General features: G+C 71.3%; 13 protein-coding genes. 11 read left to right on the top strand and 2 right to left on the bottom strand.

Annotated elements, in window-relative coordinates; translation table 11 throughout:
- Positions 1-9: 9 nt before the first annotated feature.
- Positions 10-3,267, bottom strand: coding sequence for an amidohydrolase family protein (locus G408_RS13520; RefSeq protein ID WP_051282693.1), 3,258 nt, complete (start codon positions 3,265-3,267; stop codon positions 10-12).
- A 152-nt stretch (positions 3,268-3,419) separates the two neighbouring features.
- Between G408_RS13520 and G408_RS13515 the strand changes: the two genes are divergently transcribed.
- On the top strand, positions 3,420-5,054 hold the full coding sequence (locus tag G408_RS13515) for an FAD-binding domain-containing protein (protein ID WP_084628105.1): 1,635 nt from the start codon (positions 3,420-3,422) through the stop codon (positions 5,052-5,054).
- Here the strand turns inward: G408_RS13515 and G408_RS0106605 are convergent.
- Positions 5,027-7,525 (bottom strand): TonB-dependent receptor plug domain-containing protein, encoded by a 2,499-nt coding sequence (locus G408_RS0106605; protein WP_028770465.1) that lies wholly within the window; start codon positions 7,523-7,525, stop codon positions 5,027-5,029. The genes G408_RS13515 and G408_RS0106605 overlap by 28 nt on opposite strands.
- Before the next feature lie 174 nt (positions 7,526-7,699).
- Between G408_RS0106605 and G408_RS0106600 the strand changes: the two genes are divergently transcribed.
- The 10 genes from G408_RS0106600 (at position 7,700) to tolQ (ending at position 16,953) form a co-directional block, all read left to right on the top strand.
- The gene (locus tag G408_RS0106600; RefSeq protein WP_028770464.1) at positions 7,700-9,619 is read left to right on the top strand and encodes an ABC-F family ATP-binding cassette domain-containing protein; all 1,920 of its coding nucleotides are present in this window, start codon (positions 7,700-7,702) and stop codon (positions 9,617-9,619) included.
- A gap of 75 nt (positions 9,620-9,694) precedes the next feature.
- Positions 9,695-9,988 (top strand): FmdB family zinc ribbon protein, encoded by a 294-nt coding sequence (locus tag G408_RS0106595; RefSeq protein WP_028770463.1) that lies wholly within the window; start codon positions 9,695-9,697, stop codon positions 9,986-9,988.
- Positions 9,989-10,107: 119 nt separating this feature from the next.
- Positions 10,108-11,874: an aspartate--tRNA ligase gene (aspS, locus tag G408_RS0106590; protein ID WP_028770462.1), complete on the top strand. Its 1,767-nt coding sequence runs from the start codon at positions 10,108-10,110 to the stop codon at positions 11,872-11,874.
- Between the two features lie 19 nt (positions 11,875-11,893).
- On the top strand, positions 11,894-12,517 hold the full coding sequence (locus tag G408_RS0106585; protein ID WP_028770461.1) for an esterase/lipase family protein: 624 nt from the start codon (positions 11,894-11,896) through the stop codon (positions 12,515-12,517).
- A 189-nt stretch (positions 12,518-12,706) separates the two neighbouring features.
- Positions 12,707-13,435, top strand: a complete 729-nt coding sequence (locus G408_RS0106580; protein WP_028770460.1) for a YebC/PmpR family DNA-binding transcriptional regulator — start codon at positions 12,707-12,709, stop codon at positions 13,433-13,435.
- A 16-nt stretch (positions 13,436-13,451) separates the two neighbouring features.
- Entirely contained in the window at positions 13,452-13,973 is a 522-nt protein-coding gene (ruvC, locus tag G408_RS0106575) for a crossover junction endodeoxyribonuclease RuvC (protein ID WP_028770459.1), read from the top strand.
- A gap of 76 nt (positions 13,974-14,049) precedes the next feature.
- Positions 14,050-14,646, top strand: a complete 597-nt coding sequence (gene ruvA / locus G408_RS0106570) for a Holliday junction branch migration protein RuvA (RefSeq protein ID WP_028770458.1) — start codon at positions 14,050-14,052, stop codon at positions 14,644-14,646.
- Between the two features lie 18 nt (positions 14,647-14,664).
- Positions 14,665-15,705, top strand: coding sequence for a Holliday junction branch migration DNA helicase RuvB (gene ruvB, locus G408_RS0106565; RefSeq protein WP_028770457.1), 1,041 nt, complete (start codon positions 14,665-14,667; stop codon positions 15,703-15,705).
- Between the two features lie 46 nt (positions 15,706-15,751).
- Entirely contained in the window at positions 15,752-16,174 is a 423-nt protein-coding gene (ybgC, locus tag G408_RS0106560; protein ID WP_028770456.1) for a tol-pal system-associated acyl-CoA thioesterase, read from the top strand.
- On the top strand, positions 16,171-16,953 hold the full coding sequence (gene tolQ / locus G408_RS0106555; RefSeq protein WP_425423343.1) for a protein TolQ: 783 nt from the start codon (positions 16,171-16,173) through the stop codon (positions 16,951-16,953). Before ybgC ends, tolQ begins: the two co-directional genes overlap by 4 nt.
- Positions 16,954-16,985 lie beyond the last annotated feature (32 nt).

The following is a 16,985-nucleotide window of genomic DNA, read 5'->3' as shown; positions in this document are numbered from 1 at the left end:
GCCCCCAGCCTAGCGCGTCCAGGCGCCGCCGTACTCCCAGGGCATCGGCACGCGGTGGCCCTTCGGGCAGTGGCAGGGAGCGGTAGGGCCCCAGGCTGCGGCCGCGCTGAGTCCGGTGGGCTGGCGCTGCCAGTGGAAGACCGGCGCCGGCCGCTGCCGGCCGCCGATCTCGGCCATGGTGCTGGCATCGAACAGGCGGCCATTCACCATCACCAGCGCCGTGTTCGCGCTGGCGCGCAGGTCCTCGAGCGGATTGCCCTCGAGCACCACGAGATCGGCCTTCTTGCCCACTTCCAGCGAGCCCAGGTCCTGGCGGAAGCCGAGGTGGTCGGCGCCGTCGATGGTGAAGGCACGCAGGGCCTCGAAGGGCGTGAAGCCCCCCTGGGCCAGCATCCACATCTCCCAGTGCGGAGCCAGGCCCTGCAGCTGGCCGTGGCCGCCCACCTGCACGCCCACGCCGGCATCGCGCAGCCGCTTCAGCGACTCGGCCACGGTGAGGTGCCAGTAGTCCCAGTCCGGCCCGGTCTCGCGGCGGATGGCGCGGGCATCCAGGGTGCTGCGCGGGAAGAAGCGCAGCAGGCGCTCGTTCTCCCAGACCCGCTCGCGGGCATACCACCAGTACTCGCCGGAGAGGCCGCCGAAGGTGACCACCAGGGTGGGCGTGTTGCGCACGTCGGTCTGCCGCCACAGCTCGATCACATCACGGCGCAGCGGCGCCACCGGCAGGTTGTGCTCGATGTTGCTGCTGCCGTCCACGATCATGGTGAGGTTGTGCTGCAGGGTGCTGCCGCCTTCCTCCACCGTCATCATCCCCAGCTCGCGCGCCGCCTGGTTGATCTGCTGGCGCTGGTCGCGGCGCGGCTGGTTGTAGCTTTTCACCGCGAAGGCGCCGTTCGCCTTCAGGCGCTGCAGGTGGGCGCGGGCGTCGTCCAGCGAGTTCACCACGGCCTTGAAGTCGCCGTCGGCGCCGTACAGGATGGTGCCGGTGGAGAACACCCGCGGGCCCACCATCCGCCCGGCCTGCACCAGTTCCGCCTGCGAGAACACCGTGGGGGTGTTGGCGGAAGGGTCGAACATCGTGGTGATGCCGAAGGCGAGGTTGGCGTAGTAGGCCCAGTTGGCCTGCGGGATGGCGCCGTCGAAGAAGTGGTTGGCGTGGGCGTGGGCGTCGATGAAGCCGGGCAGCAGGGTCTTGCCGGCCACGTCCACCACCCGCGCTCCGGCCGGCACGGCCACCTCGCCGCGCCGGCCCACGGCGGCGATGCGGTCGCCGCGCACCAGCAGCACGCCGTCCTCGATCACTTCCTGGGTGGTCTCGGCCTCGCGCATGGTGATGATCCGGCCGCCGACGAAGGCCACGGTATCGCTCGGCGTGTCCACCGGGACGCTCAAACCCAGCGGCCGGCCGCCGTCGTCGTTCCCGGCCTCCAGCCGGCGGCTCACGTAGCGATCGCCTTCCACCCAGTGCAGGGTGCGGGCATCCGACCAGTGCAGTTCGGCGCCCACCCGGGTGGTGAGGGCGGTGACCGGAATCGCCCTGGTGTCCTTCGACAGGGCGATGCTGCCGCCGGTGGCCGGCAGCGGCGCCACGTAGGCATTGAACAGCTCGGTGAAGGCCACGTGCCGGCCATCCGGCGAGAGCGCCACGGCATTCACGTACTTGAGGTCGAGCAGCTCGCGCGGCTGTTCGCCGTGCAGGCCGACCGACATCAGCTTCTTTGCGATGCCGCCGCCGGTGAGGAACAGCACCCGCTCGCCATCGGCGCTGAACTGCGGGTCGCGGCCGCGCTCGGCGATGCGCCGCGGGGCGCTGCCCGGCTCCAGCAGGTAGACGCCGGCGTCGCGGTCGTAGGCGCCGCCGATCAGGGCATGGCCGCCGTCCTTGGTGAAGACGATGCGGCGTCCATCCGGGGAATAGCGCGGCGAGGCGTAGACACCGGGTTCGCTGCTCAGCACCCGCTCGCGGCCGCTGGCCAGCTCGCGTTCCACCACCTGGCCGCGGCGCTCGTCGTTCCAGGTGGTGAAGAGCACCCGCCGGCCATCCGGCGAGAAGGCCGGCTGGTACTCGAAGCGGTCCTCGGCCGCCGTCAGGGCGCGCGGCCGGCCTTCGCCCTCCTTGAGCCAGAGCCGGCCCACGGCATGGAAGAGCACCCGCCGCCCGTCCGGCGAGGTGGCCACGTCGCGCACCATGCGCGGGGTGAACTCGCCCTGCGGCAGCACCTTCTGCTGCCGCGGTGCTTCCGTCACCTGCAGTTCCACCTCGGCCTCGAAGGGGATGTTGGTGGCCTCGCCGCTTACGGCATCGACGCGCCAGAACCTGCCCTCCCGGCCCCAGACCACGAGGGCGCGGCCATCCGGCGTCCAGTCGAAGTTGGCGTAGGGGCCGAAGATCGCCCAGCCCTCCTGCTGGTCGCGCTCGAGGCCGTCCCAGAGCGGGCGCACGATGCCGCTCTCGAGGTCGAGCAGATGCAGCACGCTCTTCTCGCGCAGGCGCTTGACGAAGGCCAGGGTCCTGCCATCCGGCGAAGGCTGCGGCCGCACCGCGCCGCCGGCGCTGGCCACCAGGGTCTCGATGGCGCCGGTCTCGCGGTCGAGGCGCTTGATGGCGTAGATCAGACCGTGCGGGTTCTTGTTGTACTGGAAGCTCGGGCCCGGACTCACGTCCTCGCTGAAATAGACGTAGCGGCCATCCGGCGAGACCGCGGGTTCGCCGAGGTCCTGCTGGTCGTTCTTCTGTTTGGTGAGCTGCAGGCCCTCGCCGCCGTCGCGGTGGTAGAGCCAGAGCTCGCCCGCGCCCAGAGAACGCAGGCCGGTGAAATGCTTGCGGCCCACGAGGTACTGCCCGTCCGGGGTCCAGGCCGGGTTGTTGAGCAGGCGGAAGCGCTCCCGGGTGACCTGCACCGGGTTCGTGCCATCGGCCCGCATGCGCCAGAGGTTGTTGCCGCCATCGCGGTCGGAGGTGAAGGCGATCTCCGCGCCATCGGGCGAATAGCGCGGCTGCACGTCCCAGGCCGGCCCCGAGGTGAGGCGTTCGGCGCGACCGCCGCCGATCGGCAGGCGGTAGAGGTCGCCGAGCAGGGAGAACACGATGTGGTGACCGTCCGGCGACACGTCGAGATCCAGCCAGGTGCCTTCGTCGGTGGAGAAGCGCACGGTCCTGGTCGGGCCGTGCTTCCCGTTCACGTCCCACTTCGCCGCCTCGGCGGCATGGGCGCTGGAGAACGCGAGGGCGAGGGCCGTGGCGAGGGCGAGGCGGGCATGGCGCATGCGGAAGATCCCCTTGAGGCGGATGCCCTGAGAGTAGCTGCCGGGCGCGCCTCCGCCCCGTGCCGGAGGTCGGGGGCGGCCCGGGGCCATGCCGTGGTGCGCGCCTTCCGCGTTTCACCCACCCGCCGCGGGCGGCGGGGCAGCATCCACGCATGGCCCACGCCCTCGTCTGGTTCAAGCGCGACCTGCGCATCGCCGACCACGCGCCCCTGCGCGCGGCGGCGGCCAGCGGCCGTCCGCTGCTGCCGGTCTACCTCGTCGAGCCGGGGCTCTGGCAGCAGCCGGATGCCAGCGGCCGGCAGTGGGCGGTGATCCGCGAGGCGCTCGAGGAACTGCGGGGCGAGCTGGCCGGCCTCGGGGCGCCCCTCGGGGTATTCACCGGCGAGGCGGTGGCGGTGTTCGAGGCCCTGCGCCGCGCCCATGGCATCGCCGAGCTGCACGCCCACGAGGAAACCGGCAATGCCTGGACCTTCGCCCGCGACCGGGCCGTGGCCGCCTGGGCGAGGGCGCAGGGCATTCCCTTCATCGAGCATCCGAACGGCAGCACGGTGCGCCGGCTGGCCCGCCGCAGCGACTGGCTGCCGCGCTGGGAGCGGCACAATGGCGCTGCTCCGCTTCCGGCGCCTGCCGCGCTTCGCCCGCCCCTGCCGCCCCCGCGCGAGGGCGAAGCCTCGGCTTGGCTGGCGGAGCGCCGCTGCGAGGCCCTGCCTGCCGCGCGCGAGCTCGGCCTGCCCGAGGATCCCTGCCCCGGCCGCCAGCCCGGCGGCAGGGCCTCGGCGCTTCGCCTGCTGGCGAGCTTCCTCGATGGCCGCGGCGCGGACTACGTGCGTGGCATGAGCAGCCCTTTGAGCGCGACGAAGGCCTGCTCGCGGCTCTCGGTGCATTTCGCCACCGGCAGCCTGTCGATCCGCGAGGCGCTGTCCGCCACCCGCGCCGCGGCGGCGGCCGGCGCGGCCACGCCGGCGCGCGCCCTGCGCAGCTTCGAGTCGCGCCTGCACTGGCAGGGGCATTTCATGCAGAAGCTGGAGAGCGAGCCGGCGATCGAGTTCCGCAACACCCACCGCGGTTTCGACGGCCTGCGCGAAGGCCAGTTCGACCGCGCGGCCTTCGAGGCCTGGCGCAGTGGCACCACCGGCTGGCCCTTCGTCGATGCCTGCATGCGCCGGCTCCTTGCCACCGGCTGGATCAACTTCCGCATGCGGGCGATGCTGATGGCCGTGGCCGGCTACCACCTCTGGCTGCACTGGCGCGAGCCCGGCCTGCATCTTGCCCGCTGCTTCAGCGATTACGAGCCCGGCATCCACTGGCCGCAGGTGCAGATGCAGGCCGGCGTCACCGGCATCAACGTGCCGCGCATCTACAACCCGGTGAAGCAGGGCCTGGACCAGGATCCCGAGGGCTGCTTCGTGCGTCGCTGGGTGCCCGAGCTGGCCGCGCTGCCGGCGCCCTGGATACACATGCCCTGGAAACTGCCGCCGGCGCAGCTTGCGAAGCACGGCCTGGTGCTGGGACGCGACTACCCCGGGCCGCTGCGCGACCACGAGCAGGCCGCGCGCGAGGCCAAGGCGCGGCTCACCGCCTGGTGGCGCGAGCACCCCGGCATGCGCGAAGAGGCCCGCGCCGTGCTGGCGAAGCATGGCAGCCGGCTGCGCCAGGCACGTCCGCGCCTGCGCGACGAGGCGGCGAAAAAACGCCCCGCGCCGGTGCCAGCGCAGGGCGAACTGTTCGCCGCGCCCGCCGCCTCTGCGGCAGGCCGGGATCAGAAGTCGATGGCGAGGCGGCCGTAGACGAGGCGTCCGGAACGGCCGAAGGGCGAGTAGTTCGAGAAGGCCGTGGCGCCGGTGGTGTTGAGGAAGGGCGGCAGCGGGTCGGGGTACCGGTCGGTGAGGTTCTCCGCGCCCACGGCGAGTTCGATGCTCTCCCACAGCCGCACCCGGCCCTCGAGATCGATCAGCACCTTCGGACTCAGCACGAAGTCGTTGGCCGGCGTGGTGCCCGGGGCCAGCACCTCGCCGTAGCGGGTGGCGCGGAAGGTGGCGGCGAAGCGGTCGAGCGTCCAGTTCAGGTGGGCGCCGATCTTGTCCTTCGGCGAGCCTTTCTCGAAGGTCAGCACGTTCACCCGGTCGAACAGGCGGATGGTGGGGTCGATGCTGGTGATCGGTGCCGTCGTCGGGGTGCGAGTGACCTTGGTGCGGTTGTAGTTGCCGAGCAGGGTGAGGTCGAAGCGGCCGGCGCCGGTTTCCCAGGGCAGGGTGAACACCACGTCCACGCCGGTGGTCTCGGTGTCCACGCCGTTGATGAAGAAGCGGCCGCCGCCGATGCCGACGAAGCCCTGCGCGGTGAGGTAGTTGCGCACGCTGGCCTGCGTCAGGTTCTCGGAGAGCACGATGCGGTTGTCGACATCGATGCGGTAGGCGTCGATGGTCAGGGTGGCCTCGCCGAAGGTGAACACCGCGCCGAGCGAGAGGTTCACCGATTCCTCTGCCTCCAGTGGTTTCGCGCCCAGGGCCGCCGCCACGGCGCTGGTCGCCGGGAAGGTGGTGATCTCGAAGGGCACGCCGTTGATGAAGTTGGTGGAGGTGGCGGTGAAGTACTGCTGCTGCGGCGAGGGGGCGCGGAAGCCGTTCTGCAGCGAGCCGCGCAGGGCGAAGGCCTCGCTGAAGTCATAGCGCAGGGCCAGCTTGCCGGAGAGGTTGCTGCCGAAGTCGGAGTAGTGCTCGCCGCGCAGGGCGGCGGAGCCGAGCAGCCGCTCGCTCAGGTTGGCCTCCAGGTCCACGTACAGGCCCACGGCCTCGCGCGATTCGTCCACTTCGTTGCTGGGGCGGAAGCCGGGGAAGACCTGGGCGCCCGGCGGGGCCGGCTGGCCATTGGGCAGCAGGGCGCCGCCAAACACGTAGGAGGCCGGCTCGCCGGCGAAGATGCGGTAGCGCTCGCTGCGGGCCTCGAGGCCGGCGGCCACGTAGAGGTCGGAGGCGAGGCGCTCGGTGGGGTAGGCGCGGGTGCCACCGAAATTGAAGACCAGCTGGCTGTAGTCGAAGCCGCCGGCGCGGAACACGGTCTGGCTGCTGGGGCCGATCGAGCGGTTGAGGCTGTTGCGGATGGTGAAGTCCATCTCGTTCCTGCCCCAGACCAGCGAGCTGTCCATCGACCACTCGCCCCACAGCCACTTGATGCCGCCGGCCACGCTGCTGTCGATCACCGTCGGGTTGATCAGTGGCAGGAAGCCATCGGGGTAGATCGAGGGGATGTTGCGGGTGTCGTTGGCCGGGCGGTAGAAGCCGGCCGAGGTGGCGTTGCGGTCTTGCCAGCTCGCCCAGCCGTAGAGGCGCGCGCCGCTCTCGAAATCGATGCCGGCATTGGCGAACAGGGTCTTCTGCCGCAGTTCCGGTTCGCCGTACCAGGCACTGAAGCGGTTGAAGGTGGCCTCGCGCGGATCGAAGCTGCCGTTCAGCAGCGGGTACTGCTGGCGGAAGTCCCAGCCGCCGCGCTCGGTGCGTTCCTGGTCCTTGATCTCGGCCGAGAGGGTGAGGAATCCCGCCCCGGCGAGGTTCAGGCCCTTCCAGGCCGATACCGTGGTGGTATCGCCATCGCTGCGCGAGCGCTTCAGGCGCGCCGGGGCCGACCAGGTGGCGCCGGCAGGCGGCGTGCCGGTGAGGGTCTCGTATTCGGTATCGCGCCAGCCATGGCTGATGGTCAGCCCGCCGCCGCTGTCGGCCTCGCGCAGCAGCACGTTGATCACGCCGGCGATGGCATCCGAGCCGTACTGCGCCGAGGCGCCGTCGCGCAGCACCTCCACCGTGCGCACCGCGGCCGTGGGGATGGTATTGAGGTCCACGGCTGCCGAGCCGCGGCCCACGGTGCCATTCACGTTCACCAGCGAGGCCGCGTGGCGGCGCTTGCTGTTCACCAGCACCAGGGTCTGGTCGGGGGCGAGGCCGCGCAGCTGCGCCGGACGGATGGTGTCGGTGCCGTCGGCGAGGCCGGGGCGCGGGAAGTTGAAGGAGGGCAGGGCCACCGACAGGGCCTGATTGAGCTCCGGCGCGCCGGTGCGTTCGAGCTGCGCGGCCGGAATGGCATCCACCGGGGCGGGCGTGTCGTTGCGCGAGCGTCCGGCCACGCGGGTGCCGGTGACGATGATCGCGTCGAGGGTCTTGGCATCGCTGGTGGCGGGTTCCGCAGGCGGCGCGGACTGTGCCTGGGCCAGGCCCGAGGCGAGGGCGCTGGCGATGGCGAGGGAGAGCAGGGACGGCGTTTTCACGGAGCGACCTCGACGTGCAGGGACGAAGGGAAGCGGCGGCGTGGCGTCACGCAACGGCAACATCAAGGCATGCCCGCCTCCTCGAAACCGTGAAGGTTTTGTCTGAAACGGTCTTGCGGGGTGGGCCGCCCGCCCGGGAGCCGGCGGGGCAGGGGCATCCGGTAGACTGGCCGGATGCTCGCCTTCAAGAATCTGGCCCTCCGCCGCGGGCCGCGCCTGCTTTTCTCCGAGGTCGATCTCGCCCTGCACGCCGGCTGGCGGGTCGGGGTGGTTGGTCGCAACGGCTGCGGCAAGTCCAGCCTGTTCGCCGCTATCCGCGGGGAGATCGAGCCGGACAGGGGAGATATCGACCGCCCTGCCAGGCTGCGCATGGCCTCGGTGGCGCAGGAGACCCCGGCCCTGCCGGACGCGGCGCTCGACTTCGTGCTCTCCGGCGATGCCGAAGTGCATGCCGCCCTGCGTCTGGAGGCCGAGGCCATGGCCGCCGAGGACTACGAGCGGGTGGCCGAAGCCCATGCCCGGCTGGCCGAACTCAAGGGCTATGATGCCCCGGCGCGGGCGGCGCGGCTGCTGCATGGCCTGGGGTTCCCGCCGCATACCCACGGCATGCCGGTGGCCGAGTTCTCCGGCGGCTGGCGGGTGCGCCTGAACGTGGCGCGGGCACTGATGACACCCTCTGACCTCCTGCTGCTCGACGAACCCACCAACCACCTCGACCTCGATGCCGTGCTCTGGCTGGAGGAGTGGCTGCGCAGCTACCCTGGCACCCTGCTCGTGATCTCGCACGACCGCGAATTCCTCGATGGCCTGTGCACCCACACCCTGCACTTGCACGAGGGCCGGGCACGGCTCTATCCCGGCGGTTATACCGCCTTCGAGCGCCAGCGCGCCGAGCAGCTGCGTCTGCAGCAGATCGCCTTCGAGAAGGAGCAGGCCGAACGCGCCCACCTGCAGGCCTTCATCGACCGCTTCAAGGCCAAGGCCAGCAAGGCCCGGCAGGCGCAGAGCCGGATGAAGCGCCTGGAGAAGCTGGCCGGCACCGAAGCAGTGCGCGCCGAACGCGAGGTGCGGATCGACTTCCCGGTGCCGGCCAGGCAGCCCACCACCCTGATCCAGCTGCGCGGGGCCGACTGCGGCTACACCGCCAACGAGAAGGGCGAGGGCGGCATCACCAGGATCCTCGGCGGCGTCGGCCTGTCCATCGAGGCCGGCGACCGCCTGGGCCTGCTCGGCCCGAACGGCGCCGGTAAATCCACGCTGGTGAAGACCCTGGTGGGCGAACTGCCCCTGCTCTCCGGCGAGCGCGTGGCGCATCCCGATGCCGTGATCGGCTACTTTGCCCAGCACACCGTCGAATCGCTGCACGAGGGGAAGACGCCGATCGACCACCTGCGGATGATCGCCCCGGAGGCCCCCACCCAGGCCTTCCGCGACTTCCTCGGCAGGTGGAACTTCCCCGGCGACCGCGCCTTCGAGCCGATCGACGGCTTTTCCGGCGGCGAGCGCGCACGCCTCGCCCTCGCCCTCCTCGCCTGGCGCAGGCCGAACGTCCTGCTGCTCGACGAGCCCACCAACCACCTCGACCTCGAGATGCGCGAGGCCCTGGCCGAGGCGCTGGCGGATTTCGACGGCGCCATCGTCATGGTCTCGCACGACCGCCACCTCATCGGCCTTGTCTGCGACCGCTACGTGCGCGTGGCCGATGGCCGGGTCGAGCCCTACGACGAGGACCTCGATGCCTATGCCGCCTGGCTCAGGCAGCGTGGCAACAGTGCGAATGCCAGGGCCAAAGCCGCCGCAGCCGAGCCCGTGGCCAAGGCCGAACCCGCCGCCAGGCCCGCGCCCGCCAGGACGGCCAGACCGGCCGATGCTGCCACGAAGAAGCGCTATGCCGCGGTCGAGGCCCGGCTGGCCTCGCTGGCCGCCGAAACCGAGGTGCTGGATGCCGAGCTCGCCGCCATTGCCGTGAAGGGCGGGGGCGGGGCGGCGCAGGCAGCGCAGTCCCTGGGCCAGCGCCGCCAGGCGCTCATGGCCGAGCGCGAGGCGCTGGAGCAAGAGTGGCTGGAACTGGCGGAGAAACTGGAGACGGGCTGAAGCCGCCCCTTGAAAACGGCCCGTTCCGCCCCCAGCCTGCGGCCCCAGACGGCCAACCGAACCGATCCACGCGCCATGCCCATCTACGCTTTCGCCTGCTCGGCCTGCGGCCATCACTTCGACCGCCTGCAGCGCCTGTCCGATGCCGATCCCACCACCTGCCCCGAGTGCGGGGCCGAGGGCACGGTGGGGCGCCAGCTCACCGCCCCGCAGTTCCGCCTGGCCGGCGGCGGCTGGTACGAGACCGATTTCAAGAAGGACGGCGAGAAGAAGCGCAACCTCGCCGACAAGGGTGAGACGGGCGGCGGCGGCAGCGGGAGCGCCGCTGCTCCTGCTGCGCCGGCCCCGGCCAAGGCCGGCGCCGACTAAAGCCCCGCCGCGGGAACGCGGTCTGCCGGTGGCGGGGCGGGGACCGTCCGGCCCGGGCTTCCCCGCTACAATGGCGGGCTTGCCGCCCGCCCGGGCGGCCCGATGTTTCCGGAGTTCCCATGCGTAGCCATTACTGCGGCCAGCTCGGCGAAGCGCTGATCGGCCAGACCGTCACCCTCTGCGGCTGGGCCGACGTGGCCCGCAACCTTGGTGGGATTTGCTTCATCGACCTACGCGACCACGAGGGCATCGTGCAGGTGGTGGCCGAGCCGGACAACGCCACCGCTTATGCCAGCGCGGCCCGGGTGGGCTACGAAGATTGCCTCAAGGTGACCGGCGTGGTGCGCGCCCGCCACAGCGTCAACGACCGGCTCAAGACCGGTCGCATCGAGGTAGTGGCCGAGCGCATCGAGATCCTCAACAAGGCCGAGACGCTGCCCTTCTACCTGCACGAGACGCCGGGCGAGGACGTGCGTCTCAAGTACCGCTACCTCGACCTGCGCCGCCCCGAGATGCAGCGCATGCTGCGTACCCGCGTGGCCCTGGTGCGCGCCCTGCGCCGCCATCTCGACGCCGCCGGCTTCCAGGATATCGAGACGCCGATCCTCACCAAGGCCACCCCGGAAGGCGCGCGCGACTACCTGGTGCCGAGCCGCGTGCATCCGGGCGAGTTCTTCGCCTTGCCCCAGTCGCCGCAGCTGTTCAAGCAGCTCTTGATGATGGCGGGCTTCGACCGCTACTACCAGATCGCGCGCTGCTTCCGCGACGAGGATCTGCGCGCCGATCGCCAGCCGGAATTCACCCAGCTCGACATGGAGTTCGCCTTCGTCACCGAGCAGGACATTCAGGGCTTCGTGGAAGAGATGATCCGCAGCGTGCTGAAGGAGGTGGCGGGCATCGAGCTTGCCAACCCCTTCCCGCGCATGACCTATGCCGAGGCCATGCGGCTCTACGGCTCGGACAAGCCGGACCTGCGGATTGCATGGACCTTCACCGACATCGCCGAACTGGTGAAGGGCTGCGAGTTCAAGGTCTTCACCGACTGGGCGAACCACGCCGAGGGTCGCGTGGTGGCGCTGCGGGTGCCGGGTGGTGTCGCGCTCTCGCGCAAGCAGATCGACGACTACGGCGCCTACTGCGCCAAGTACGGCGCCAAGGGCTTGGCCTGGATGAAGGTCGAATCGCGCGCTGGAGGCCGTGCGGGCATCGCCTCGCCGATCGCCAAGTTCCTCAGCGATGCCACGCTCGAGGCCGTGCTCGACGCCGCGCAGGCCGCCGACGGCGACCTGCTGTTCTTCGGCGCCGGCCCCTACAAGACCGTGTGTGACTTCATGGGCGCCCTGCGGCTCAAGGCCGCCAAGGACCTCGGCCAGGTCGAGAACGCCTGGAAGCCGCTGTGGGTCACCGACTTCCCGATGTTCGAGTGGGATGAGGAGGCGCAGCGCTACGTGGCCCTGCACCACCCCTTCACCGCGCCGAAGATCGACGACATCGCCGAGCTTGCCGCCAATGCCCGCATCGCCGTGTCGCGCGGTTACGACATGGTGCTGAACGGCAACGAGATCGGCGGCGGCTCGGTGCGCATCCACAGCAGCGCGATGCAGGCCAAGGTGTTCGAGCTGCTCGGCATCGGCCCGGAAGAGGCCGAGGCCAAGTTCGGCTTCCTGCTGGAAGCCCTGCGCTACGGTGCCCCGCCGCACGGCGGCATCGCCTTCGGCATCGACCGCATTGCCGCGCTGGTGGCCGGCACCGAGTCGATCCGCGATGTCATCGCCTTTCCCAAGACCGCCAGCGCCCAGTGCCTGCTGACCAGCGCCCCGTCGCCGATCGACGACGGACAGCTCGCCGAACTGCACGTGCAGGTGCGTCCGGCGGCGAAGGGCTGAGGCAGTCCGGGCCGGGGCGATGGCCGGGCGCGTCGTCCTGCTCCATGGGCTGTGGAACCCCCGCGCCGTGCTCTGGCCCCTGGCCGCCCGCCTGCGCGCCGTCGGCTTCGCGCCCGAGGCCTTCGCGTATTCCAGCGCATTCGAGGGGGCCGAGGCGGCGGCCGGGCGGCTTGCGGACAGGCTCCGGCAGCAGACTCGCCAGGGGCGGCCGCCGCCCCATCTGGTCGGGCACAGCCTCGGCGGGCTGGTGGCGCTGATCGCGGCACACGAGCCCGGACTGCCCCTGCAGCGCATCGTCTGTCTTGGCAGCCCGCTTTCCGGCAGCCGGGCCGCCGACACCCTCGGCCGGCACGGCCTCGCCGTCCTGCTCGGGCGTAGCGCCCGGGTGCTGCGCCGGGGCCTGGAGGGCCTGCCCGCCGGGCGCGAGGTGGGCGTGGTGGCCGGCACCCTCGGGCTGGGGCTTGGCCGCGCCTTGAGCCGCTTCGAAGGCCGGCACGACGGCACGGTGGCGGTGGCCGAAACCCGGCTGCCCGGGCTTGCCGGCCACTGCGAGGTGCATGCCAGCCATATGGGCCTGCTGGTCTCGCGGGCCGCGGCGGAGGCGGTGGCGAGCTTCCTGCGGACGGGGCGCTTCGCGGGCTAGCGCCTGGCGGCGAGCCGCGACGCGGCGCCGGGCGTTTCGCGGAAAGCGAGCCATGGATGGCGAGCGCCCGAGTCGGGGCAGGACCGCCCCGACCGAGGGAGGAGCGAATGCCCGGCGCCGCAGGCAGGCTCGCGCTGCGCTCGCCCTCGGCGATAATCCCCGCATCGAATCACAGCACCGAGGCACCCCATGGGTCGATTGATGGCCATCGAAGGCCGCAAGAACGCGCAGGCCGCCAAGCGCGGCGCGATCTTCACCAAGCTGGTCCGCGAGATCTCGGTCGCGGCGCGCCTGGGCGGCGGCGATCCTGCCGGCAATCCGCGCCTGCGCCTTGCCATCGACCGGGCGCTGGCCGCCTCGATGCCGAAGGACAACATCGAGCGCGCGATCAAGAAGGCCACCGGCGAGCTCGAGGGGGTCGACTACGAGGAAGTGCGCTACGAGGGCTACGCCCCGGGTGGCATCGCCGTCATCGTCGAGTGCCTCACCGACAACCGCGTGCGCACCGTGGCCGACGTGCGTCATGCCTTCTCGAAGTTCGGCGGCAACCTCGGCACGGAAGGCTCGGTGGCCTTCATGTTCAGGAAGGTCGGTGTGCTGACCTACGGCGCCGGTGCCGACGAGGAGAAGATCACCGAGGCGGCCATCGAGGCCGGCGCCGACGACATCAAGGGCTACGAGGACGGCGCGGTCGAGGTCATCACCTCGCCCGAGGCCTTCGAATCGGTGAAAAAGGCGATGGAGGCCGCGGGGCTCGTGCCGGCCGAGGCCGGCGTGACGATGCGCGCCGACAACGAGGTGGCCGTGGAGGGCGAGACCGCGCAGCAGGTGGTGAAGCTGCTCGACAGGCTCGAGGACCTCGACGACGTGCAGCACGTCTACCACAACGCCGACCTGCCCGACAGCGCCTGGCAGTGACGGCGCGCCCGTGTCGATCCGCCTGCTCGGCATCGATCCTGGCTCCCGGCGCACCGGCATCGGGCTCATCGACATCGATGCCGCCGGCCGCTACCGCTTCGTGCACTGCGAGGTGCTGAACCTGCTCATCGATACCGAGCACTTCCCCGAACGCCTCGGGCGGCTGGCGGAAGGCATCGACGCCATCATCGATGCGTGGCAGCCGCAGCAGGCGGCCATCGAGACCGTGTTCATGGACAAGAGCGCCACCTCGGCCCTGAAACTCGGCCATGCCCGGGGCGCTGCCATCGCCACCGTGGTGCGCCGCGGCCTGCCGCTCGCCGAGTACGCCCCGCGGGTCATCAAGCAGAGCCTCGTCGGGAAGGGCGCCGCCGACAAGGCGCAGGTGCAGCACATGGTGAAGATCCTGCTGAACCTGCAGGGCGAGCGCCTGTTCGCCGATGCGGCGGACGCGCTGGCCGTCGCGCTTACCCACGCCCACATGTCCGCCACCGCCCTGCGCGCCGGCGTCGGCGTGGCCGCCCTGCGCCGGCGCTAGGCTTGCCTCACTCCACCCCCCCTTCTCTCGACTCCCTCCTCTCTTCCACATCTCTTCTCTCCACCTCTTCCCCGCCATGATCGGACGCCTCCGCGGCACCCTCCTGCAGAAATCCCCGCCCTGGCTGATGCTCGAGGTGGGCGGCGTGGGCTACGAGCTCGAGGCGCCGATGTCGACCTTCTACGACTTGCCGGATCTCGGCCGCGAAGTCGTGCTGTTCACCCACTACGCGGTGAAGGAGGACAGCGTGGCGCTGTACGGCTTCCTCACCGAGCGCGAGCGCCGGCTGTTCCGCGACGTGCAGAAGGTGAGCGGCATCGGCGCCAGGATCGCGCTGGCCATCCTCTCGGGGGTCAGCGTCGAGGAGTTCGCGCGGCTCGTCGCCGCGAGCGATGTCGCCGCGCTCACCCGTATCCCGGGCATCGGCAAGAAGACTGCCGAGCGCATCGTGGTGGAGCTGCGCGACCGCGCGGCCGAGCTGGGCGGCGTGGGCAGCCCCGTCGCCAGGGGTCAGCCGATCCCGGCCGACCCCGCTTCCGAGGCCGTGATCGCCCTGCAGCAGCTGGGCTACAAGCCGGCCGAGGCGGCGAAGATGGCCCGGGATGCCTTCGAGGCCGGCGACAGCGCCGAGGCGGTGATCCGCAAGGCGCTCAAGGCCGCGCTGAAGGCCTGACATGCCATCATCCGGCCCATGAACCCCCGCACCGTCGCACCCGGCGCCACCGCCGAGGACGAGTCCCTCGAAGCCAGCATCCGTCCGAAGTCGCTCGCCGACTATCTCGGCCAGGAGGCCGTGCGCGAGCAGATGCAGATCTATATCCAGGCCGCCAAGCAGCGTGGCGAGGCGCTCGACCACGTGCTGATCTTCGGCCCGCCGGGCCTTGGCAAGACCACGCTCTCGCACGTCATCGCCAACGAACTGGGCGTCAATCTGCGGCAGACTTCGGGCCCGGTGATCGAGAAGGCCGGCGATCTTGCCGCCCTGCTCACCAACCTGCAGCCCAATGACGTGCTGTTCGTGGACGAGATCCACCGCCTCTCGCCGATGGTGGAGGAGGTGCTCTACCCGGCGATGGAGGACTACCAGATCGACATCATGATCGGCGAGGGCCCGGCGGCCCGCTCGATCAAGCTCGACCTGCCGCCCTTCACCCTGATCGGCGCCACCACCCGCGCCGGCCTGCTCACCGCCCCGCTGCGCGACCGCTTCGGCATCGTCCAGCGCCTTGAGTTCTACACGGCGGAGGAGCTCACCCGCATCGTCCGCCGTTCGGCCAGGATTCTCGGCATCGCCTGCGATGCCGAGGGGGCGGGGGAGATCGCCCGCCGTTCGCGTGGCACGCCGCGCATCGCCAACCGCCTGCTGCGCCGCGCCCGCGACTACGCCCAGGTGAAGGGCGGGGGGGTGATCACCCGCGAGATCGCCGCAGCAGCGATGAAGATGCTGAAGGTCGACCCGGAAGGCTTCGACGAGCTCGACCGCCGCCTGCTCGCCACCATCGCCGAGAGCTTTGGCGGCGGCCCGGTGGGGGTGGAATCGCTGGCGGCGGCGCTCTCCGAGGAGCGCGGCACTCTCGAGGACGTGGTCGAGCCCTACCTGATCCAGCAGGGCTTCCTCGTGCGCACGGCGCGCGGCCGGATGCTGGCCCCGAAGGCCTGGGCCTGGCTCGGCCTCAAGCCGCCGCGTGGCGCCCCCACGCCCGACCTGTTCGAGTCCGATGGCCCGGCCTGAGGAACGGCCCGCGGGAGGCAGGCCGCGCCGCGGGGACGCCGGGGCCGTGGGCCAGCCGGCGTTCAGCCATACCTCAAGGGTCTATTGGGAAGATACCGACGCCGGTGGGGTCGTCTACCACGCCAGCTACGTCCGGTTCCTCGAGCGGGCGCGCACCGAGTGGCTGCGCGCCGCCGGCCACGACCAGACGCGGCTGCGCGCGCGCGACGGCCTGCTGCTGGTGGTGCGCTCGATGCGGCTCGACTTCCTGGCCCCGGCGCGGCTCGACGACCTGCTCACCGTCACCGTCACCCCGGTGTCGGCGAAGGGGGCCGGCCTGCGCTGCCACCAGGCGGTCCTGCTGGATGGCCGCCCGCTGCTCACCGCCGAGGTCGAGGTGGCCTGCCTGCGCGCCGCCGACTTCCGGCCCACCCGAATCCCCGCCGGCCTGCTGGCCGGCCTGATGCCCACGCCTGGTGCCCCATGCTGACGACCGCCCTGCTGCCCGGTTTCCTCGCCACTGCCGCCACCACCTCGGCCCTGCCGGCCGACCCCGCCGCCGCCGCGGCTGCCGTGGAGGCCGCGGCCCCCGGGGGCATCAACTACTGGGCCCTGGTGATGGCGGCCTCGGTGCCGGTGAAGATCGTGCTCCTGCTGCTGCTCATCGGTTCGGTGGTGAGCTGGGTGATCATCTTCCGCAAGGCCCGCGTCTACCGCCGCGCCGATGCCGAGGCCGATGCCTTCGAGGGGCGCTTCTGGTCGGGCGCCGACCTGACCCAGCTCTACCGCGCCGCCACCGACCGCAACCGCGTGGTGGAAGGCCTGGAGGCGATCTTCGAGGCCGGCTTCCGCGAGTTCACCCGCCTGCGGCAGAAGAAGGGCACCGACAGCCGGGCCCAGCTGGAGGGCGCCCAGCGCGCCATGCGCGCCACCCTGGCGCGCGAGACCGGCGAGCTCGAGCGCAACCTCGAGATGCTGGCCAACATCGGCTCCACCTCGCCCTACGTCGGCCTCGTGGGCACCGTGTGGGGGATCATGATCGCCTTCCACGAGCTCGGGAACATCAAGCAGGCCACCATGGCCCAGGTGGCCCCGCACATCTCTGAGGCCCTGATCGCCACCGCGCTCGGCCTGTTCGCTGCCATCCCGGCGGTCTGGGCCTACAACCGCTACGCCACCCGGGTGGAGCGCCTCACCGTGCGTTACGAGGCCTTCGCCGAGGACTTCAGCTCCATCCTCGCCCGCCAGGGCGGCAGCGACGAGCACTGACCCCGCGCCATCGCCTGATCCGTTGGAGGGCC

The organism is Silanimonas lenta DSM 16282 (genome assembly GCF_000429065.1).
Taxonomy (GTDB): domain Bacteria; phylum Pseudomonadota; class Gammaproteobacteria; order Xanthomonadales; family Xanthomonadaceae; genus Silanimonas; species Silanimonas lenta.
Note: the sequence above shows the minus strand (reverse complement) of the source record. Positions and strands in the feature narration are given on the sequence as shown.